This is a genomic window from Blastococcus sp. SYSU DS0973, from assembly GCF_054051055.1.
Genome location: NZ_JBJHAN010000002.1, coordinates 288,568 through 307,504, shown reverse-complemented (window position 1 = coordinate 307,504; position 18,937 = coordinate 288,568). Strand labels below are relative to the sequence as shown.

Genomic DNA, 18,937 nt, shown 5'->3' with positions numbered 1-18,937 from the left:
GTAGGAGCTGGTGAGCGGGTCGGCCCGCCCCGGCAGCACCGGGAGGACGGCGGCGATGCCCACGGCACGGGGCGGCTGCAGTAGCGTCGGGCCCATGAGCGAAGCCGCCCGCCAGAAGTGGGAGTACGCGACCATCCCCCTGCTGGTCCACAACACCAAGGCGATCCTGGACTCCTGGGGCGTCGACGGGTGGGAGCTGGTGACCGTCCTCCCCGGCCCCGCCGGGGCCGAGCAGCTGGTCGCCTACCTCAAGCGCCCGGCATGACCAGCCCCGCCTCGGCGGCCGGCGCACCGGCGCAGAGCTGGCACGCCCGGCTCGCGGAGCTGGGCATCCGGCTGCCCTCGGTCGCCCCGCCCGTGGCCTCCTACGTGCCCGCCGTCCGCGCCGGCTCGCTGGTCTTCACCTCCGGCCAGCTGCCGTTCGCCGAGGGCGGCCTGCGCCGCACCGGCAAGGTCGACGGCTCGGTCGACGTCGAGGCCGCCGCGGCCGACGCCAAGCTGTGCGCCCTGAACGCGCTGGCCGCGATCGACGAGCTGGTCGGGCTGGACTCGGTCGCCCGCGTGGTGCGCGTCGTGGGCTACGTCGCCAGCGTCGAGGGCTTCACCGGCCAGCCGCGGGTGGTCAACGGCGCCAGCGAGCTGCTGGGCCGGATCTTCGGCGAGGCCGGCACGCACGCCCGCACCGCCGTAGGGGTGGCGGAGCTGCCGCTCGGCGCGCCCGTGGAGGTCGAGCTCACCGTCGAGCTCCGGTGAGCGCCGAGCCGAAGCAGGCGGCGACGGTCCTGCTGCTGCGGGACGGGGCGGCCGGGCTCGAGGTCTACCTGCTCCGCCGCACCGAGGGGATGCCCTTCGCCGGCGGGATGACCGCCTATCCCGGCGGCGGCGTCGACCCGCGGGACGGTGACACCGAGATCGGCTGGGCCGGGCCTGCGCCCGCGCAGTGGGCGACCGCCTTCGGCTGCGACGAGCGCACCGCCCGCGAGCTGGTGTGCGCCGCGGTGCGGGAGACGTTCGAGGAGGCGGGTGTCCTGCTGGCCGGGCTGCCCGACGGCGGCGGGGTCGTGCCGTCGGTCTCCGGGAACGACTGGGAGGAGCAGCGCCAGGCGCTGCTGTCGCGCGAGCTCTCCCTCGCCGGGCTGCTGGCCGACCGCGGCCTGGTGCTGCGGTCGGACCTGCTGCGCCCCTTCGCGCACTGGATCACCCCGCCGGTCGAGCCCCGCCGCTACGACACCAAGTTCTTCGCCGCGGCCCTGCCGGTCGGCCAGGAGGCGCGGGACGTCTCCGGTGAGGCCGACGAGGCCGCGTGGCTGAGCCCGGCCGCGGCGCTGGCCGAGCTGGATGCCGGCACCCGCCCGATGCTGCCGCCGACGTCGCACACGCTGGGTCAGCTGACCGCGTTCCCCGACGTCGCCGCCGCCCTGGCCGGCTCCCCGCCGGATCCGCTGCACCCGATCAGCCCCCGGTTCGAGGAGACCCCCGAAGGTCGCTGGGCGGTCCTGCCCGACGGCACCCGCATCCGCCTGGCGGTGCCCCTGCCGTCGTGATCCTCCGGATCACACCGCTGTGACACCGCACCCCTCCGGGGCGCACCGCGGTCAGGTGCCGTCGCTGGCTCGCGCTGAGCCGCTGCGTCGCGCCTGCGCGGATCCCCTCCGGGGGCCCACTCGGCACGACCGGCCCGGCGCACCTCTGCAGTGGAGGCGAGAGGCCAGGACCTGTGCGGTGCCGGGCCTCTCGCGTCCAGGGTGGTGTCAGCGTGCGCGGCGGCGCAGGCGCTCCTCGTCGAGGACGACGACGGACTTGCCCTGCAGCTGGATCCAGCCGCGGTGCACGAAGTCGGCCAGGGCCTTGTTCACCGTCTCGCGGGAGGCGCCGACCAGCTGGGCCAGCTCCTCCTGGGTGAGGTCGTGCTTGACGCGCAGGCCGTCGGAGTCGCGGTTGCCGAAGCGGTCGGCCATCTGCAGCAGCGCCTTGGCGACACGACCGGGCACGTCGGTGAAGATCAGGTCGGCGACGGAGTCGTTGGTGCGGCGCAGGCGGCGGGCCAGCACGCGCAGCAGCTGCTCGCCGATCTCCGGGTGCGCCTCGATCCAGGGCAGCAGCACCGACTGCGGCATGCGCGCCAGCTTGACGTCGGTGACGGCGGTCGCGGTCGCGGTGCGCGGGCCCGGGTCGAAGACCGACAGCTCGCCGAACTGATCCGACGGGCCCATGACGGCGAGCACGTTCTCCCGGCCGTCGGGCGAGCGACGGGACAGCTTGATCTTGCCGGTGATGACGATGTACAGGCTGTCGCCGGGTTCGCCCTCGTTGAACACCACCCGGCCCCGGGGGAGGGTGATCGTCTCGAGCCGGCTGATGACGGGGTCCACCGCGTCCTCGGAGAGCCCCTGGAAGAGCCCCGACTGAGCCAGCACCTCGTCCACTGCACGTCCTCTCACACGATCTTCGGGCGCAGGGATGCCCGCGCTCGCAGCGAGTCTAGGCGGCTGTGCGGTCTGTCACCCGTTCGGTGGTCCGGAGCCTCCCCCGTCCGAGCGAGAGGCCGCCGTTCCGGCGTGCTGCCGGTCAGACCAGCGGGGGGTTCTCGGACCGGCGCCGGCCGCCGCTGCGGCGGCGCCGCCAGCGGGACAGTGCCCGCCGCAGGCCCGAGGTGGCGAGGGTATCGACCTCGCCGGGCGTGGCCGTGTTCAGGAACTCGCTGACCTCGCGGGGTGACGCCGGGCGGCGGAGGGGCTCCTCGACCCGCTCCATGACCAGCAGGAACGCGATCAGCAGCGGTGGGAACAGGATGACACTGAGGGCGACCATCCCGACCTCCTCTGCGTCGTCGGCGGCACCGGGGAGCGGTCCGTCCCCGATGATGGCACGGCACGAGAGGGTCGGCAGGGCCGCATACCCTCGACCGCGTGTCCGCACCCGCGTCCCCACCGGCCTACGCGCGCCCGACCCGAGCCAGGCGCCCCACCCGCGCGGCGCTGACCGGGGCCTCCCCGTTCGACCCCGGCGAGACGCCGCTCGGGCGCACCCGCCGCGCACGGCGGATGGCCCGCGAGCTGGCGGTCATCCACCCCGACGCGCACTGCGAGCTGGACTTCACGAACGCCTTCGAGCTGCTGGTCGCCACCGTCCTGTCGGCGCAGACCACGGACAAGACGGTCAACAGGGTCACCCCGGCGCTCTTCGCGCGCTACCCCGACGCGGTGGCGCTGGCCGGTGCCGACCGGGAGCAGCTGGAGGCCATCCTCAAGCCGACCGGCTTCTTCCGGGCGAAGGCGACCTCGGTGCTGGGTCTGAGCCAGGCGCTGGTCGAGCGCTTCGACGGCGAGGTCCCGCCCCGGATGGCCGACCTGGTCACCCTGCCGGGGGTCGGCCGGAAGACGGCGAACGTCGTCCTCGGAAACGCCTTCGGCGTCCCGGGGCTGACGGTCGACACCCACTTCGGCCGGCTCGTGCGCCGGTTCGGCTGGACCGAGGAGGACGACCCGGTCAAGGTCGAGGCCGAGATCGCGCAGCTGGTGCCGAAGAAGGAGTGGACCGACTTCAGCCACCGGGTGATCTTCCACGGGCGGCGGGTCTGCCACGCCAAGAAGGCGGCCTGCGGCGCGTGCGGGCTGGCGCAGTGGTGCCCGTCGTTCGGCATCGGGCCGGTCGACCCGGAGCTCGCGCTGAAGCTCGTGAAGACCCCGACGGCCTCGGACACCGAGTGATGCGCCGGGTCGTGCCGGTCCTCGGCCTCGTCTGCGCCGTGCTGCTCGGCGGCTGCTCCTCCGGCGACGACGGCGCCGCCGCGGCGCCGTCCACGACTCCCCCCGCCGCCGCGCTGACCGCCTGCCCCGAGCAGCCCGACAGGCAGGCGGCGGGCACCGAGCGGCTGCCGGCGCTGTCCTTCGACTGCCCCAGTGGCGGCTCCCTCGACCTGGGCCGCGCCCCCGGCGTCCCCATGGTCGTGAACCTGTGGGGGAGCTGGTGCCCGCCCTGCCGCGAGGAGATGCCGATCCTGCAGGAGTTCGCCGAGATGGCCGGGAACCAGGTGCGGATGGTCGGCGTGATCAGCAAGGACGGGCTGCCGCAGGCCGCCTCCTTCGCCGAGGACGCGGGCGTCACCTTCCCCAGCGCGTTCGACGGCGAGGGCCGGCTGATGGCGGAGCTCGGGCTCAACGTGCTGCCCTTCACCTACTTCGTCGACGCCGACGGCGCGCTGGTGCACACCGAGTCCGGTCCCGTCGGCTCGCTGGACGAGCTGCGCGGCCTCGTCGCCGAGCACCTGGGGGTGCAGCTGTGAGCGCCGGTTCCGACGTGGACGGGCTTCCGGAGTACCTCCGGCGGCTGATCGACGCCGCAGCCGACCTACCGCTGCGGCACCGCATGCCGAAGGCCACCGCCACCGCTCGGCGGTCGGCGGTGCTGATCCTCTTCGGCGAGAGCGCAGCGGGGCCCGACGTGCTGCTCATCGAGAAGTCCGCACACCTGCGCAGCCACGCCGGCCAGCCGGCCTTCCCGGGCGGTGGGGTCGACCCCGGGGACGACTACCCCGTCGGGACGGCGCTGCGCGAGGCGCAGGAGGAGGCCGGGATCGACCCGGCGGGCGTGCGGGTGCTCGCGACGCTGCAGGAGCTCTACCTGCCGCCGTCCGACCGGCTGGTCGTGCCGGTGGTGGGCTGGTGGGACGACCCGCGCGACGTCAGCGTCGGGGATCCGCACGAAGTCGCCCGCGTGGCACGGGTACCCCTCGCCGAGCTGGCCGACCCGGACAACCGGTTCCGGCTGCGGCACCCCTCGGGCTACGTCGGACCGGCCTTCGCGGTGGCCGACATGCTGGTGTGGGGATTCACCGCCGGGCTGCTGGAGGCGATCCTCGAGGCAGCCGGCCTGGCCCGGCCGTGGGACGCCACCGACGTGCGTCCGATCCCCGAGGCGATGCTGCGGCCCTACACCCTGCCGGGCTCCGGGGACGACGACGAGGCAGGGGGCGCCGCCGCGCCGGCGGTGGCCGATCCCGCGCCCGACGGCGCTCCGACGCGTACGGTTCGGCCCCGATGAGCAGTAGGAGGACCTCCGTGCCCCCCGCCACTCGCACGCTCCTGGCGGGTCCCCGCGCGAGGGCCGTCGCGGTCGCCGCCGTGCTGGTGCTGCTGGCCGGGTGCGGCGAGGACCCGGCGCCGGCGGCGCCCGCCACCGAGGGCCTCGGCGAGGTGACCGTCGCCGCCGACGGCGTCCAGGAGGTCACCGTCCAGACCCGGGACGACTACGAGTTCCACCCCGACCGGTTCACCGTCGCCCCCGGCCGGGTGCGGCTCACCGTGGTCAACGCGGCCGACGAGATGACCCATAACCTCGAGTACACCGACGAGGAGCTGCCGGCGCCGATCGACGCCGGCGTCCCCTTCCTCGCCCCCGGGCAGCAGGAGACCATCGAGTTCGAGGTGGCGACGCCCGGCGACTACCCGTTCGCCTGCACGTTCCACCTGCAGCTCGGGCAGGTGGGCACGATGACGGTCAGCGGGTGACCGCGGTCACCACTGGCGCCGGAGCGTCGGGACCGGCGCCCGGCACCTCCCGGCCACGGGGGAGCTGAGTGTCCCTCGTCGACCTGGTCCTGATCGTCCTCGCCCTGCTGTTCGCGCTCTCCGGTTTCCGCCAAGGGCTGCTCGTGTCGGCCACCTCGATCCTCGGGTTCCTCGGCGGTGCCGTGCTCGGCGCGCAGCTGGCGGGGCCGGTGGGGGACCGCATCGAGGGCTCCAGCGTGACGCGCGTCTTCGCTGCGCTGGTCGTGGTGCTCGCGGGGGCGCTCCTCGGCCAGATGCTGGCCGGGGCGGTGGGCCGGGCCGTGCGCGCCCGGGTGACCTGGGAGCCGGCCAAGATGGTCGACTCCGTCACCGGCGCGGTGGTGTCGGCGGCGTCGGTGCTGCTGGTCGCGTGGATGGTCGCCTCACCGCTGGCGAGCTCGCCGTTCCCGCAGGTGGCCAGCCAGGTCCGGCAGTCGGCGCTGGTCCAGGCCGTCGACCAGGCGGTGCCCGACGGCGTCCGCACCGTCTACGAGAACCTGCGCGAGGCCATCGACCGGCGGGGGCTGCCCGACGTCCTCGACCCGCTCACCCCGACCGATGCGCGCGCGGTCCCGGCGCCGGACCCGGCGCTGCAGAACAGCGAGGTCGTCGCCTCCGTCGAGGGATCGGTCGTGAAGATCCGTGGGGTAGCGCCCTCCTGTTCCCGGCAGATCGACGGGTCCGGGTTCGTCTACGCACCCGAGCGGGTCATGACCAACGCCCACGTGCTGGCCGGCGTCACCGATCCGGTCGTCCTCGCGGAGGGAAGGGAGTACGACGCCGTTCCCGTCCTCGTCGACGAGGAGGTCGACGTGGCGGTGCTCGCGGTGCCGGGCCTGCCGCAGGTGCCGCTGCGCTTCACCGAGCAGCCGGCCGACTCGGGCGACGACGCGATCATCATGGGCTTCCCCGGCGGCGGCCCCCTCTACGTCGGCGCGGCCCGTGTCCGGAGCCGCGGCGAGATCAGCGGCCCGGACTTCCGGAACACCCGGACCGTCGTCCGCGACGTCTACGCGCTCTACGGGCAGGTGCGGGCCGGCAACTCCGGTGGTCCGCTGTTCGCGCCGGACGGCAGCGTCCTGGGGGTCGTCTTCGCCTCGGCGATCGACGACCCGGAGACCGGCTACGCGCTCACCGGCCCGCAGGTCGCGGAGGCGGCGGCGCGAGGCAGCCGGGCCGGGGCCGAGGTCGGCACCGGCTCCTGCGAGTGATCCCGGTGTAACCGCGAAGCGCAGTCATCGAGGTCGGCCGAAGGCCCGGCTGGAGTGCCTGAGAGTCCGGCGCCAGCCGGTCCAGCCCCTCACCGGAGGTGCGAGATGATGGCCCGGCTGACCTCGTCCGGGGCCTCCTCCTGGGGGAAGTGGCCCACCCCGGGCAGCTCACGCCACTCGTAGGCGCCGGCGACGTACCGGCCGGAGCCGCGCGCGGTCTCCGGCAGGACGTACGGGTCCAGCGCGCCGTGCAACTGCAGGGTCGGCGCGGTGATCGGGGCGGCCATCCGGCGCGCGTAGCGCAGGCCGTCGGGCCGTATCTGCGACCGCCCCGCCCAGCGGTAGTACTCCATCGCGCCGTAGGCGGCCTGCGGGATGCGCGCCGCCGAGCGGTACCGGTCCACGGCGGCGGCGAAGTCGGTGGTGCGGGCCCACTCCGGCCCGGCCCAGCGCTGCATCAGGTCGGCCACCGGGTCGTCGTCGAGGCGGGTCAGCCGTCGCTCGGGCAGGCGCGGCACCTGGAAGCCGAGGGCGTGCCGCAGTGCCCGGCGTTGCCGGCGGTCGGTCATGCCGGCCCGTAGCAGCCGCGGGTGGGCCATCGAGACGACGACGAGGCGGTGCACCACGCGGGGGTGCAGGGCGGCCATCGTCCAGCCGAGCAGACCGCCCCAGTCGTGGCCGACCACTGCCGCGTCGCGCTCACCGAGCGCCCGCACCAGAGCCGCGACGTCCGCGGAGAGGGTGGGCAGGTCGTACCCGCGGGGCGGCTTGTCGCTGGCGCCGTAGCCGCGCAGGTCCGGCGCCACCGCGCGGAAGCCCGCGTCGGCCAGGGCGGTCAGCTGCGCACGCCAGGTCCACCAGAACTGCGGAAAGCCGTGCAGCAGCAGGACCAGCGGCCCCTCGCCGGCCTCCGCGGCGTGCAGGCGCACGCCGTTGGCGGAGATGTCGCGGTGGGTCCACGGCCCGGGGAGCAGGACGCTCGTGGCGTCGGGACGGCCGTCCGGGGGGACGGTCATCGGCCTCAGACCCGATAGGGCTCGTTGCGGCGCTCGACCTTGCCGCCACGGACGACCGGCACCTCGCGGTGCCGGGCCCCCGGGACCTGCCGGTGCATCACGTCGGGCAGCTCGCGCAGCGACTCGATCGTCCGCTCGGGCTTCTCGATCTTGTTCATCATCTTCTTGCCGATGAGCGCCGCGATGCCGGCGAGCGCGATCAGCAGCCCGAAGACGATCAGGTAGGAGATCCACCGGGCCAGACCGAGCCAGGTGAGGAACTCGGCCAGCGCGATGAAGAAGAAGATGCCGGCGAAGGCGGCGAAGACGCCGGCCGCGGCGAAGGAGGCGGCGCCGACGCCGCCCTTCTTCGCCGACGCGCCGATCTCCGCCTTGGCGAGCTCGATCTCGTTGCGGACCAGCGTGGAGACGTCGGCCATCGCACTCTGCACGAGCGTGCCGATGGAGGGCTCGACGGCCGGGCTGGCCCCGTCGGTGCGGGTCGACGACACACTGTGGGCCACGGGTGGCTCCTCCTTCGGTCCTGCGTTCGGGGGTGCCCGGCGCGTACGGCGGCTGCACTCCTGGTCACCGGAATCGTGCCCCACGAACGCTCGGCGCGCGCTCGGAGTCCCCGGACGGGACCGCGCAGCGCACTCGCGGCCCCGTCCGGGGCGCCGCTCCGGGGGCTCCTACTCGGCGGGTGCGGCGGGCAGCTGGTCCTTGATCATGTTCATCACCGAGGAGTCGGTGAGCGTGGTGACGTCGCCCAGCTCGCGGTTCTCGGCGATGTCGCGCAGCAGCCGACGCATGATCTTCCCGGACCGGGTCTTGGGCAGCTCCTGCACCACCATGATCTGGCGCGGCTTGGCGATCGGCCCGATGTCGCGGGCGACGTGGGTGCGCAGGGTCTGCACGATCTCGTCACCGGTGGCCTCCTCCTCGCTCACGCTGCCGCGCAGGATGACGAAGGCCACGATGCCCTGGCCGGTGGTCGGGTCGCTGGCGCCGACGACGGCGGCCTCGGCGACCGTCGGGTGGCCGACCAGCGAGGACTCGACCTCCGTGGTGGAGATGCGGTGGCCGGACACGTTCATGACGTCGTCCACCCGGCCGAGCAGCCAGATGTTGCCCTGGGCGTCCTTCTTCGCGCCGTCGCCGGCGAAGTAGACGTCGTTCCCGAAGCGGGACCAGTAGGTGTCGACGTAGCGGTCGTCGTCACCCCAGATGGTGCGCAGCATCGACGGCCACGGCTCGGTGAGCACCAGCAGCCCGGTGGAGTCGTCGGTGAGCTCGTTGCCCTCGTCGTCGACGACCTTGGCGGAGATGCCGGGGAAGGGGTGCTGGGCGGAGCCCGGGGTCAGGTTCGTGACGCCGGGCAGCGGCGTGAGCATGTGCGCCCCGGTCTCGGTCTGCCACCAGGTGTCCATGATCGGGCAGCGGCCACCGCCGATGTGCTTGTGGTACCAGAGCCACGCCTCGGGGTTGATCGGCTCGCCGACCGAGCCGAGCAGCCGCAGCGAGGAGAGGTCGAACCCGGCCGGGACGTCCTCGCCCCACTTCATGAACGTGCGGATGACCGTGGGCGCGGTGTAGAGGATCGTCACGCCGTACTTCTGGATCAGCTCGAACCAGCGGCCGCGGTGCGGGGTCTCCGGGGTGCCCTCGTACATGACCGAGGTGGCGCGGTTGGCCAGCGGCCCGTAGACGATGTAGCTGTGGCCGGTGACCCAGCCGACGTCGGCGGCGGTCCAGAAGACGTCGGTGTCCGGCTTGAGGTCGAAGGTCGCCCAGTGGGTGTAGGCGACCTGGGTGAGGTAGCCGCCGCTGGTGTGCAGGATGCCCTTCGGCTTCGCCGTCGTGCCCGACGTGTACATGATGTAGAGCGGGTGCTCGGCGTCGAAGAACTCGCACTCGTGCTGGGCGGACTGCCGGCCCACGGCGTCGTGCCACCACAGGTCGCGGTCGTCGTTCCAGTCGACGTCCTGCTCGGTGCGCTTGACGACCAGCACGTGCCGCACGCCCTCGGTGCGGGCCACCGCCTCGTCGACGGCGGGCTTGAGCGCGCTGGGCGCCCCGCGGCGGTACCCGCCGTCGGCGGTGATGACCACCTGCGCGTCGGCGTCGGTGATCCGGCTGGCCAGCGCATCGGCCGAGAAGCCGCCGAAGACCACCATGTGCACCGCGCCGATGCGGGCGCAGGCCAGCATCGAGATGATCGCCTCGGGGATCATCGGCAGGTAGATGGCCACCCGGTCGCCGGCCCGGACGCCGAGCTCGGTGAGCGCGTTGGCGCACCTGCAGACCTCGTCCTTGAGCTGGGCGTAGGTGATCGTGCGGGTGTCGCCCGGCTCGCCCTCCCAGTGGTAGGCCACCTGCTCGCCGTGACCGGCCTCGACGTGCCGGTCGATGCAGTTGTAGGCGACGTTGAGCCGGCCGCCGACGAACCACTTGGCGAACGGCGGGTTGCTCCAGTCGAGCACCTCGTCCCAGCGCTGCGCCCAGGTCAGTCGCTCGGCGGCCGAGGCCCAGAACGCCAGCCGGTCGCGGGCGGCCTCGTCGTACACCTCGGGGCCGACGTTGGCCTGCGCGGCCAGGGCCTCGGGGGGCGCGAAGGTCCGGCCGTCCAGCTGGGGCGTCTCGCTCATGGGGTCCTCCCGAGGTCCGGCGTCGCCTGGGGCTGCGACGGTGCAGCGTGGTGCAGCACACACCGTATGGCCCGGGCGGCCCGGCGTCTTCCCCGTGCACCGTGGTGGTCCCGGCGCTGCGGCAGACTGGCCGGGTGAGGGCGGCGCAGGCGGAGGTGGCGGCGCGCATCCCGGGCGCCGGCGCCCTCGGTCTCGTACCCCCGCCCGGCGCCGTGGCGGTGCCGGCGGAGCAGCTCGCCGACCCGGTCCGGCTGGGTGAGCTGCTGGCCGCCCGGGCCGCCCGGCAGCGGGCCGGCGACCTCCGGGTGCACGCCACGGTGTGGTGGTACTCGGCGTCCGCGGTGCTCCTGGCCCCGGTCCTGGCGGGCCTGGCCGTGGGACGGCCCCTGTCGGCCCGTCCGGCCGACACGACCGCGTACCTCGGCCCCGGCGGGCTGCCGGTGGCAGCGGTGTCGACGGCGTTGGACGCGGACCCCGCGGCCGGCGTGCGGGAGTGCCTGACGGCGGTCGTCCCGGCGCTCGCACAGGCAGGCCGGATGCGGCAGCGACCGCTGTGGGGCATCGCGACGGACTCGCTGGCCAACGGCCTGCTGACCCTCGGCCGGGCGCTGGGTGACGTCCCGGCGGTCACCGCGCTGGCCGCCCCGCTGGCCGCCGCCGTCGGGTTCCCGCTACCGCTGCCCCGGTACGTCGACGTCGACGGCACGCGGTTCACCGCGCGGGTCTCCTGCTGCCTGGTGGACCGGCTGCCGCACGGCCCGACGTGCTTGTCCTGCCCGCGTCGGCCCCCCGGGGACCGCCGGGTGCTGCTCGAGGACGCCGCGACCCGGATGCCGCGGGCGTGAGCGGGACGGGGTGCCCCTCGCCGCGCGGCGGCGCACGGGAGATGATCGACGGACCCGGCGACGAAGGGGGAGTTCAGCGATGCCCGTGATGCCTGCCGCGTTCCTCGGCCACGGCAACCCGATGAACGCGCTCGAGAGCAACCGGTACACCGAGGCCTGGCGGGCCTTCGGCCGGTCGGTGCCCCGGCCCCGGGCGATCCTCGTCGTCTCGGCGCACTGGTACGTGCAGGCGACGGCGATCACCGCGATGCCCCGGCCGCGCACCATCCACGACTTCTTCGGGTTCCCCCGGGAGCTCTTCGACGTCCGCTACGAACCGCCGGGGCTGCCCGAGCTGTACGAGGAGGTGGCCGACGTCGTGCACCCCACGTGGGTGGGTGCCGACCACGACAGCTGGGGCATCGACCACGGCGCCTGGTCGGTGCTCGCGCACGCGTTCCCCGATGCCGACATCCCGGTCGTCCAGCTGTCCATCAACGCGCTCAAGTCCTTCGACTACCACCTGCAGCTGGGCGCGGCCCTGGCCCCGTTGCGCGAGGACGGCGTGCTGGTGATCGGCAGCGGGAACGTGGTGCACAACCTCGGCGGGGTGAGCCGGGCGCTGCCCGACGCGGGGTTCGACTGGGCGCAGCGGTTCGACGAGGCGGCCAAGGAGTGCATGCTCACCGACCCGACCGACGCCGGCCGGCTCGACGGGCACCGCGACTTCGACCTCGCCGTCCCGACGCCGGACCACTTCCTGCCGCTGCTCTACGTCGCCGGCATCGCGGGGGCGACCGGCGCCCCCGTCGACGTGCTCGTCGACGGCTACGCCTACGGCTCGCTGTCGATGACGGCCTACACCGTCGGCATGGACGCCCCGGAGCTGTCGGGCTCCGGCGTCGCCGCGGCTTTGCCGGAGGGACCTCCGCCGGACGGCGCGAACATCTGACGGAGGGGCTCCTCGCCCCCGCCCTCCGCATGGTCCGGGCGGGGCTCTGCGAGGAGCCGGGCCGGCACGTTCCAGGTGGCTGTGCCAGCACCTCGGCGGGCGCCGCCGGCCGGTGGTGCATACGTGTGCACGTCAGGTACCAGTGACCGCGTGATGACGGCTGGTCAGGACACTCGGGCGGCGCAGGGACGTGCCTGACCGGTCCACCGGGGCGTCGTTGCGTCGATCAGTGATGCCACGCCCGTCCCGTCGCCGGGAGCGGCGGACCCGGGGACGGGCGCGGAGGTGCCCCTGGAGCTGCCCGCCGAGTTCGAGTCGGCGCTGCAGCAGCTCGCGGCCGCGCTGCGGCTGCCGCAGGACTGCGTGGACGGCGTCACGCGGAGCCTGGAGCTCGTCGTCGGCGGCCTGGTCGTGCTCCCCGCCGAGCTCGAGGAGCTGGCCGGGCAGCTGCCGGGTGCCCTGGAGGGCCCGCCGGAGCCGGTGGCGCACCCGGTCGTCTACCCCGGCTACGCGCCGACGGGCGCCGAGGACGACGGCACCGACCTGCTGCCGGCCGCCCTCGGGAGCGCGCTGGCGCTCGCCGGCGCCGGCGCCGGTGCGGCCGCCTACCGGAGGCAGTGGCGTGCGGCCGATCCGCGGCGCTGACCTGCGGACCGCCGGCGCCTTCCTCGTCGTCCTGGCGGCCGGCCTCGCGCTGGTCCGGGTCGTGGCCGCCCGCCCGGATGCGGGCGGCGCGGCACCCGCGCCCGCCGTCTCGGCGATGGTCGCCACGGGGCCGATCGTCCCGGCCGGCCTGGTGATCCCCGCGATCGACGTGGACACCGTCGTCGAGCCGCGCGGCACGGTGACGTACGGGAACCCGTTCACCGGGCAGGCCGTCGAGGGCTACGGCGTGCCGGAGTCGATGGCGACGACGTCGTGGTGGTCCGACGGGCCGCCCCCGGGCTCCGGGCGCATGGCGGTCGTCCTCGGCCACCAGCAGGAGGGCGGGCCGGCGGTGTTCAACCGGTTGCACGAGCTGCGCCCCGGCGACGAGGTGCTGCTGCGCGACGGCGCGGGGGCGCAGCTGCCGCTCACGGTGCTGGGCCATCCGCTCAGGGGCCTGGACAAGTCGACCAGCGCGCTGGCCGAGGCCCTCAACGGGCACCCGGAGGGGGCCGCCGTCGCGCTGGTCACCTGCGGTGGCGAGTTCGACGACGCCGCCGGCACCAGTACCGACAACACCGTCGTCTTCGCCGCCCTGGCCCCCGCCGGCTGACCGTCAGCCGCCGGCGGTGAGGCCGACCACCTCGCCCACGACCCAGACCGCCGGAGGACGGACGCCCTCCGCCGTGATCGCCCGCGGCAGCTCGGCCAGCGTCGTGCGGACGGTGCGCTGAGTGGCCGTGGAGCCGTCGCTGACCACGGCCACCGGGGTGCCCGGGTCCCGGCCGTGCGCGACGAGCGCCGCGGCGATCGCCGGAGCGGTGTCGACGCCCATGAGCACGACGAGGGTGCCGCGCAGCCGGCCGAGGGCCGCCCAGTCGACCAGGGACTGCGGGTGCTCTGGTGGCAGGTGGCCGGAGACGACGACGAACTCGTGGGTCAGGCCGCGGTGCGTGACGGGGATGCCGGCCAGCGCGGGCACCGCGACGGCGCTGGTGATGCCGGGGACCACCTCGACCGGGATGCCCGCTGCAGTGCAGGCCTGCAGTTCCTCGAAGCCGCGGCCGAAGACGAACGGGTCGCCGCCCTTGAGCCGGACCACCCGTCGACCGGCGCGGGCGTGGTCGACGAGGAGCTGGTTGATCTGCTCCTGGGCCATCGACCGGCCGCGCGGCAGCTTCGAGGCGTCGATCACATCCACCTCGGGGGGCAGCGAGGCGAGCAGCGACTGGGGGCCGAGGTGGTCGGCCACGACGACGTCGGCGTGCGCCAGCGCCTGCCGCCCGCGGACCGTGATCAACCCGGGATCGCCCGGGCCGCCGCCGACGAGGACGACGCTGCCCCCGGGCGCGGGGCGGGCCACCCGGTCGCCGACGCTGCCGTCGGTCAGCCCGGCGACGATCGCGTCGCGCACGCCGACGGCCCGCTGGGGGTCGCCACCGCCGTGCACCCCGATCACCAGGTCGCCCTGCCGGCCGATGGCCGGGGTCCAGACGCTGGATGCCGCCCGGTCGTCGGCCCGCGCGCAGAAGACGTGCGCCTGCTCGGCCTCCTCGGCCACGGCCGCGTTGACGGCGGGGTCGTCGGTCGCCGCGACGGCGTACCAGGCGCCGTCGAGGTCACCGGGCCGGTAGGTCCGCCGGTGCCACGTCGCAGCCCCGGCGGCGGCCAGCGACTCCAGCGCCGGCGTCACCTCCGGGCTCACGACGGTGACGCGGGCCCGCGCCTCGAGCAGCCCGGCGACGCGCCGGTGGGCGACCCGGCCACCGCCCACGACGACGACCAGCCGGTCGCGCAGGCGCAGCCCGACCGGGTAGACCGTGCCCGACTCGGGGGGCACCGGGGTGGCGTTCAGCGGATCTCCTCGGGGATGCCGGGGGCGGGAACCGGTGCGGAGCCGGGCGCGTGCGTCCCCGACAGGATTCCAGCGAGGGTTCCGGCGAACGCACGCGAGGTCCGCGGATCCCGCACGGCGACCCGCAGGTGGTCGGTGGTCAGGCCCGGGAAGGAGTCGCCGCGGCGCACCGCCCAGCCAGCGTTCCGCAGCGCGGCGCGCACCCGCGCGCCGTCGGGGAGGCGGAGCAGGACGAACGACGAGCGGGGCTCGCCGAGCACCGCCACGCCCGGGGGGAGGGCGGCCAGCAGCGCCGCCCGGTGCCCGGTCAGCGCGACGGCGGCCTCGTGCGCCTCGGCGCGGGCGGCCGGGGTGCTGCACGCCACGAGCGCGGCGAGGGCGGGCGTGCTGACCGGCCACGGCGGCTGCTGCTCGGCCATCGCCGCGACGAGCTCCCGCGGGCCGAGGGCGTAGCCCACCCGCAGCCCGGCCAGTCCCCACGTCTTGGTCAGGCTGCGGACGACGAGCACCCCCGGCAGGTCGCTCCGGCCGGCGAGGGACTCGGGCTCGCCGGGCACGGTGTCGGCGAACGCCTCGTCGACCAGGACCACCCGGCCCGGCCGGGCCAGGGCGGCCACCGCGGCGGCCGGGTGCAGCACCGACGTCGGGTTGGTCGGGTTGCCCAGGACGACGAGGTCGGCGTCGTCGGGAACGGCCGCGGCGTCGAGCCGGTAGCCGTCCGCGGGGTCCAGGAGCAGCCGGGTCACCGGGTGCCCGGCGGCCCGCAGGGCGGCCTCGGGCTCGGTGAAGGACGGGTGCACGACGACGGCTCTGCGCGGCCGGAGCGCGCGGGCGAGCAGCACGAACGCCTCGGCGGCGCCGGCTGTCGGGAGCACCTCGGCCGGGTCGCGCCCGTGCGCCGCGGCGACCGCGGACCGGGCGGGGGAGAGGTCGGGGTAGCCGGCGCTCCGGTCCACCGCGTCGCGCAGCACCTGCCGCAGCCAGGCCGGTGGCGCGCCGGCCCGCACGTTGACGGCGAGGTCGATCAGGCCGGGGGCCAGCTCGGCGTCCCCGTGGTGCCGCAGGTCGGTCACGTCTCCTCTTCGCAGTCGGCGCTGGTGGAGCCATTCGACCACGGCCGGGTAACAGGGGTGTGGCGTCACTCGACGACGTGGAGAGGGGGTTGCTCCTCCGGCTGGAGGCCACGAGGCGGACGCCGGGACCCAGCCGGCCGGGCTGCGCGCCGACCGGGCGGCGCTCGCCGGAGGGGATGACTCCGCGCGGAGCGCCCGGCGCCCCGGCAGAGTGACCGCCGACGGGCGGAGTGCGGAGCGGGGGTGGGGTGCGGAGCAGGCGCGGGGCGAGGCTGCTCGACGCGGCGCTCGTGGTCGCCGCGGCCGCGGGGCTGGGGCTGCTGCTCGGCCTCGCCGGGCTGCCCTCGCCGGCGCTCTTCGGCGGCCTGGTGGTGGGCCTGGTCCGCGCACTGGGCGCGCGGTCCCCGGCGCGCGTGCCCGAACCCGCCGCCACGGCCGCGCAGGCGGTCATCGGGGTGGCCCTGGGCGCGCTGGTCGACGTCGGCACGCTGCGGGGGGTGGTGGCGAACTGGCTGCCGGTCCTGCTGGTCACCGTGGCGACCCTGCTGCTCAGCCTCCTGGCCGGGGTGGCGCTCCGCCTGCACCGGGGCATCAGCCCGGTGACCGGGGCGTTCGCGATGATCGCCGGCGGGGCCTCCGGGATCGTGGTGATGGCCCGCGACCTCGGAGCCGACGAGCGGATGGTCGCCGTCCTGCAGTACCTCCGGGTGCTGCTCATCGTGCTGCTGATGCCCGTCGTCGCCACCACCGCCTACGGCGCCACCGCCGGTGCGGGGCCGGCTGTCGGGGTCGCCGCCGGCCCCGGCTGGCCCGCCGGCCTGGTGCTCACGGTGGCCTGCTCCGTATCCGGGCTGGTCGTGGGGCGGCTGCTGCGCGTGCCGGTCGCCGCGCTGCTGGGCCCGTTGGTCGCCGCCGCTGTCGCCGACCTGAGCGGCCTCTCCGGCGGGGCCGAGGTGCCCGCGCTCGTCGAGGCGGCGGCCTTCCTGGTGATCGGCCTGCAGGTGGGGGTCAGCTTCACCCGCGAGAGCCTCCGGGCGATCGGGAGGGCCCTGCCGCTCGCGCTGGCGATCACGCTGGCCCTGGTGCTCGCCTGCGCCGGCCTCGGCGGGCTGCTGGCCGCGGTCACCGGGGTGACGGCGCTCGACGGCTACCTGGCCACCACGCCGGGCGGGCTGTACGCGGTGCTGGCCACCGCGCGCGACGCCGGTGCCGACATCACCTTCGTCCTGTCGGTCCAGGTGCTGCGGCTGTTCGTCATGCTCTTCAGCGCACCGTTGGTCGCCCGCTGGCTCCGGCGGTCGCCCTCCGGTTGAGCCGTCGCGGGTGACGGCGCCGCGGCCGGCTCTGACGGGCAGCCGGTCCGCGCCTACCCTCGTGGGTCGGCGCACGAGGGGGAGGAGACCCAGCTGTCCGAGCAGAACCGAGCCGCTGCGGAGGCCGGCACCGACGACTCGGTGCTGCTGTTCGTCGGCGGCCCCCTGGACGGGAGGGTCGAGATCCGGGAGGCCCGGCACGGTGACCCGCTCCCGACGGTGACCCACGTCCACCTGCACGGCGGGCCCAAGGTCGTGCACCGCTACGACCTGGAGCCGCTCAGCGAGGGCGTGGGCGTCTACAACCTGCGTCCGCAGGCGCGCCGGCCGGCGCGGGACGAGTCGGCCGCGGACTGACCGGGGCTCACCAGCCCTGCACGCGGCGCGCCTCGCCGACCACGCGGTCGAACCGGGCGCGGTCCAGCGCCGCACCCTCCCGGCGGACCCTCGCCGGGTCCAGCACCAGCAACCGGTCCAGCCGCACCTCGCTGGGGCGCCCCCGCGGATCCCAGGCGCCCGTGCCCACGTCGGTCCACCGCCGCCCGTGGCGGGCCTCGTCGGCGGCGTCCCGGTCGTGGTCCTGGCTGCTCAGCATCAGGCCCAGCAGCTCGTTCCCGCGGCGGCCGATGACCAGCACCGGGCGGTCCTTGCCCCGGCCGTCGTCCTCCTCGAACGGCACCCACGCCCAGACCACCTCGCCGGGGTCGGGGCGGCCGTCGTCGTGCGGCCGGTAGCTGACGTCGGGCGCGGGCGGGGCGGACCGCGGGGTGCGGCCGACGGGGTGGGCGGAGGAGGCCCGTCGCAGCGCGCCGAGCACGCGGCCGACCGCGCGCATCGCCGTCCGGACCCGGTGCGGAGAAGCTGCCATGGGCAGACCGTACGGACGGCCGGGCGGAGGAGGCGCAGCACGAAACGGCCACCGGGTGTCACATGTGACACATCGGCACCAATTGGTCACCGTCGGGGTTGGCGGCACCGAGAGGGGGGCACCATGCACGGGCGGGGTGCGAGGTCACGGGCCCCGGGAGAAAGGGGTGCCCATGACTTCGGCCGAGCCGGCCCGTCCCGCCATCCCGCGGGCGCGAGAGGTCCAGGCGAGCGTTCTCGCCGCCTTCCAGCTGGTGGAGGACGCACGGTACTTCGGCTCCGGCCGCAGGCGCCGGCGGCTGCGCGTGCGGGCCCTCGCCGAGCGGGCGGTGGCCGACCGCAAGCTCGCGCGGGACCTGCGCGCCGGCTGAGGGTCTTTTAGAGTTCCTCGGCCAGCTCCCCCCGGATGGTGGCGTCGTCCGGCAGGTCGTGCTCCAGAGCGCAGTGGTCCCGGAGCACCCGGCCGAACGACGTCAGCGCCGTGGGGTCCACCCGCCGCGCCGGGTCCCACAGGCCCGAGCGCATGACCGACTTCGGGCACTGGAAGTACGCCCGCCGCACCTCCAGGACGAGCACCGACAGCGGTGCCCGGCCGAACTCGGTGAGGTCCACCGGCAGCTCCTCCGGCGCGACCAGCGTCGCGGTGCCGTACACCCGCAGGGTCTGCTCGACGCCGGGGACCAGGAACATCAGGGCGGCGCGCGGGTTGACGGTCACGTTCCGCAGGCTGTCCACCCGGTTGTTGCCCGGCCGGTCCGGCAGCAGGAGCCGGCGCTCGTCGAGGACGTGGACGAAGCCCGGGTCGCCCCCACGCGGGGAGACGTCCGGCCAGCCCTCGGCGTCGGCGGTGGACAGCGTCGCGAAGGGGGCGTGCGCGATGAACTCCCGGCAGTGGGCGTCCAGGTGGTCGATCACCTTGTCCAGCACCAGGCCGCCCGGCGTCCGGTACCCGGCGAGCACCGGGTCGTCGGTGGACAGCGGAGGCAGCGGGACGTTGGGCACGCG

Annotated in this window: 24 protein-coding genes; 15 read left to right on the top strand and 9 right to left on the bottom strand. The window is 75.3% G+C overall.

Annotated features, from left to right (window positions below; genetic code table 11):
- The first annotated feature begins 94 nt into the window (after positions 1–94).
- The 3 genes from ACI791_RS05325 to ACI791_RS05315 are packed head-to-tail and all read left to right on the top strand — an operon-like array spanning position 95 to position 1,544.
- Positions 95–265: a hypothetical protein gene (locus tag ACI791_RS05325; RefSeq protein ID WP_347059149.1), complete on the top strand. Its 171-nt coding sequence runs from the start codon at positions 95–97 to the stop codon at positions 263–265.
- The gene (locus tag ACI791_RS05320; RefSeq protein WP_456585086.1) at positions 262–753 is read left to right on the top strand and encodes a RidA family protein; all 492 of its coding nucleotides are present in this window, start codon (positions 262–264) and stop codon (positions 751–753) included. The genes ACI791_RS05325 and ACI791_RS05320 overlap by 4 nt, the downstream gene beginning before the upstream one ends.
- Positions 750–1,544, top strand: a complete 795-nt coding sequence (locus tag ACI791_RS05315) for an NUDIX hydrolase (protein ID WP_456585085.1) — start codon at positions 750–752, stop codon at positions 1,542–1,544. The genes ACI791_RS05320 and ACI791_RS05315 overlap by 4 nt, the downstream gene beginning before the upstream one ends.
- A 207-nt stretch (positions 1,545–1,751) precedes the next feature.
- On the opposite strand, the gene ACI791_RS05310 is transcribed toward ACI791_RS05315, so the two are convergent.
- Both ACI791_RS05310 and ACI791_RS05305 read right to left on the bottom strand, forming a co-directional pair.
- On the bottom strand, positions 1,752–2,426 hold the full coding sequence (locus ACI791_RS05310; RefSeq protein ID WP_347059153.1) for a Crp/Fnr family transcriptional regulator: 675 nt from the start codon (positions 2,424–2,426) through the stop codon (positions 1,752–1,754).
- Positions 2,427–2,568: 142 nt separating this feature from the next.
- Entirely contained in the window at positions 2,569–2,811 is a 243-nt protein-coding gene (locus ACI791_RS05305) for a hypothetical protein (protein WP_347059154.1), read from the bottom strand.
- Between the two features lie 98 nt (positions 2,812–2,909).
- Here ACI791_RS05305 and nth point away from each other — a divergent pair, with 98 nt between their 5' ends.
- The 5 genes from nth (at position 2,910) to ACI791_RS05280 (ending at position 6,760) form a co-directional block, all read left to right on the top strand.
- Complete coding sequence (nth, locus tag ACI791_RS05300) at positions 2,910–3,710, top strand: endonuclease III (protein WP_456585084.1); 801 nt, start codon at positions 2,910–2,912, stop codon at positions 3,708–3,710.
- Positions 3,710–4,285 carry a redoxin family protein gene (locus tag ACI791_RS05295; protein WP_456585083.1) on the top strand — a complete coding sequence of 192 codons (576 nt, stop codon included), beginning with the start codon at positions 3,710–3,712 and terminating at the stop codon, positions 4,283–4,285. The genes nth and ACI791_RS05295 overlap by 1 nt, the downstream gene beginning before the upstream one ends.
- Positions 4,282–5,043, top strand: a complete 762-nt coding sequence (locus tag ACI791_RS05290) for an NUDIX hydrolase (RefSeq protein WP_347059157.1) — start codon at positions 4,282–4,284, stop codon at positions 5,041–5,043. Before ACI791_RS05295 ends, ACI791_RS05290 begins: the two co-directional genes overlap by 4 nt.
- Before the next feature lie 17 nt (positions 5,044–5,060).
- Positions 5,061–5,510 carry a cupredoxin domain-containing protein gene (locus tag ACI791_RS05285; protein WP_456585082.1) on the top strand — a complete coding sequence of 150 codons (450 nt, stop codon included), beginning with the start codon at positions 5,061–5,063 and terminating at the stop codon, positions 5,508–5,510.
- Between the two features lie 68 nt (positions 5,511–5,578).
- On the top strand, positions 5,579–6,760 hold the full coding sequence (locus ACI791_RS05280; RefSeq protein WP_456585081.1) for a MarP family serine protease: 1,182 nt from the start codon (positions 5,579–5,581) through the stop codon (positions 6,758–6,760).
- Between the two features lie 89 nt (positions 6,761–6,849).
- On the opposite strand, the gene ACI791_RS05275 is transcribed toward ACI791_RS05280, so the two are convergent.
- The 3 genes from ACI791_RS05275 to acs form a co-directional block, all read right to left on the bottom strand.
- The gene (locus ACI791_RS05275) at positions 6,850–7,776 is read right to left on the bottom strand and encodes an alpha/beta fold hydrolase (protein ID WP_456585080.1); all 927 of its coding nucleotides are present in this window, start codon (positions 7,774–7,776) and stop codon (positions 6,850–6,852) included.
- A gap of 5 nt (positions 7,777–7,781) precedes the next feature.
- A complete protein-coding gene (locus ACI791_RS05270) occupies positions 7,782–8,279 on the bottom strand; it encodes a phage holin family protein (protein WP_456585079.1) in 498 nt (165 codons plus the stop codon).
- Between the two features lie 168 nt (positions 8,280–8,447).
- A complete protein-coding gene (acs, locus tag ACI791_RS05265) occupies positions 8,448–10,403 on the bottom strand; it encodes an acetate--CoA ligase (RefSeq protein ID WP_456585078.1) in 1,956 nt (651 codons plus the stop codon).
- Positions 10,404–10,537: 134 nt separating this feature from the next.
- Between acs and ACI791_RS05260 the strand changes: the two genes are divergently transcribed.
- From ACI791_RS05260 to ACI791_RS05245, 4 genes are all read left to right on the top strand, one after another.
- The gene (locus ACI791_RS05260) at positions 10,538–11,248 is read left to right on the top strand and encodes a (2Fe-2S)-binding protein (RefSeq protein WP_456585077.1); all 711 of its coding nucleotides are present in this window, start codon (positions 10,538–10,540) and stop codon (positions 11,246–11,248) included.
- Between the two features lie 79 nt (positions 11,249–11,327).
- Complete coding sequence (ygiD, locus tag ACI791_RS05255; RefSeq protein WP_456585076.1) at positions 11,328–12,179, top strand: 4,5-DOPA-extradiol-dioxygenase; 852 nt, start codon at positions 11,328–11,330, stop codon at positions 12,177–12,179.
- A 285-nt stretch (positions 12,180–12,464) separates the two neighbouring features.
- The gene (locus ACI791_RS05250) at positions 12,465–12,824 is read left to right on the top strand and encodes a hypothetical protein (protein ID WP_456585075.1); all 360 of its coding nucleotides are present in this window, start codon (positions 12,465–12,467) and stop codon (positions 12,822–12,824) included.
- Entirely contained in the window at positions 12,802–13,437 is a 636-nt protein-coding gene (locus ACI791_RS05245; RefSeq protein WP_456585074.1) for a class F sortase, read from the top strand. Before ACI791_RS05250 ends, ACI791_RS05245 begins: the two co-directional genes overlap by 23 nt.
- A 3-nt stretch (positions 13,438–13,440) precedes the next feature.
- Here the strand turns inward: ACI791_RS05245 and cobA are convergent, their stop codons facing one another.
- Together cobA and cobC are read right to left on the bottom strand one after the other, a co-directional pair.
- Entirely contained in the window at positions 13,441–14,664 is a 1,224-nt protein-coding gene (gene cobA, locus ACI791_RS05240) for a uroporphyrinogen-III C-methyltransferase (protein WP_456585073.1), read from the bottom strand.
- A gap of 11 nt (positions 14,665–14,675) precedes the next feature.
- Positions 14,676–15,794, bottom strand: a complete 1,119-nt coding sequence (gene cobC, locus ACI791_RS05235; RefSeq protein ID WP_456585072.1) for an Rv2231c family pyridoxal phosphate-dependent protein CobC — start codon at positions 15,792–15,794, stop codon at positions 14,676–14,678.
- 206 nt (positions 15,795–16,000) lie between these two features.
- On the opposite strand from cobC, the gene ACI791_RS05230 reads away from it, so the two are divergent.
- Positions 16,001–17,065 (top strand): AbrB family transcriptional regulator, encoded by a 1,065-nt coding sequence (locus ACI791_RS05230; protein ID WP_456585071.1) that lies wholly within the window; start codon positions 16,001–16,003, stop codon positions 17,063–17,065.
- A 141-nt stretch (positions 17,066–17,206) separates the two neighbouring features.
- Positions 17,207–17,422 carry a hypothetical protein gene (locus tag ACI791_RS05225; RefSeq protein ID WP_347059173.1) on the top strand — a complete coding sequence of 72 codons (216 nt, stop codon included), beginning with the start codon at positions 17,207–17,209 and terminating at the stop codon, positions 17,420–17,422.
- Positions 17,423–17,429: 7 nt separating this feature from the next.
- On the opposite strand, the gene ACI791_RS05220 is transcribed toward ACI791_RS05225, so the two are convergent.
- Positions 17,430–17,933, bottom strand: coding sequence for a type II toxin-antitoxin system PemK/MazF family toxin (locus ACI791_RS05220; RefSeq protein WP_456585070.1), 504 nt, complete (start codon positions 17,931–17,933; stop codon positions 17,430–17,432).
- 172 nt (positions 17,934–18,105) lie between these two features.
- Here ACI791_RS05220 and ACI791_RS05215 point away from each other — a divergent pair, with 172 nt between their 5' ends.
- A complete protein-coding gene (locus ACI791_RS05215) occupies positions 18,106–18,303 on the top strand; it encodes a hypothetical protein (RefSeq protein ID WP_347059176.1) in 198 nt (65 codons plus the stop codon).
- Positions 18,304–18,310: 7 nt separating this feature from the next.
- Here ACI791_RS05215 and ACI791_RS05210 read toward each other — a convergent pair whose 3' ends face one another.
- A complete protein-coding gene (locus ACI791_RS05210) occupies positions 18,311–18,934 on the bottom strand; it encodes an MSMEG_1061 family FMN-dependent PPOX-type flavoprotein (RefSeq protein WP_456585069.1) in 624 nt (207 codons plus the stop codon).
- Between the last annotated feature and the right edge of the window lie 3 nt (positions 18,935–18,937).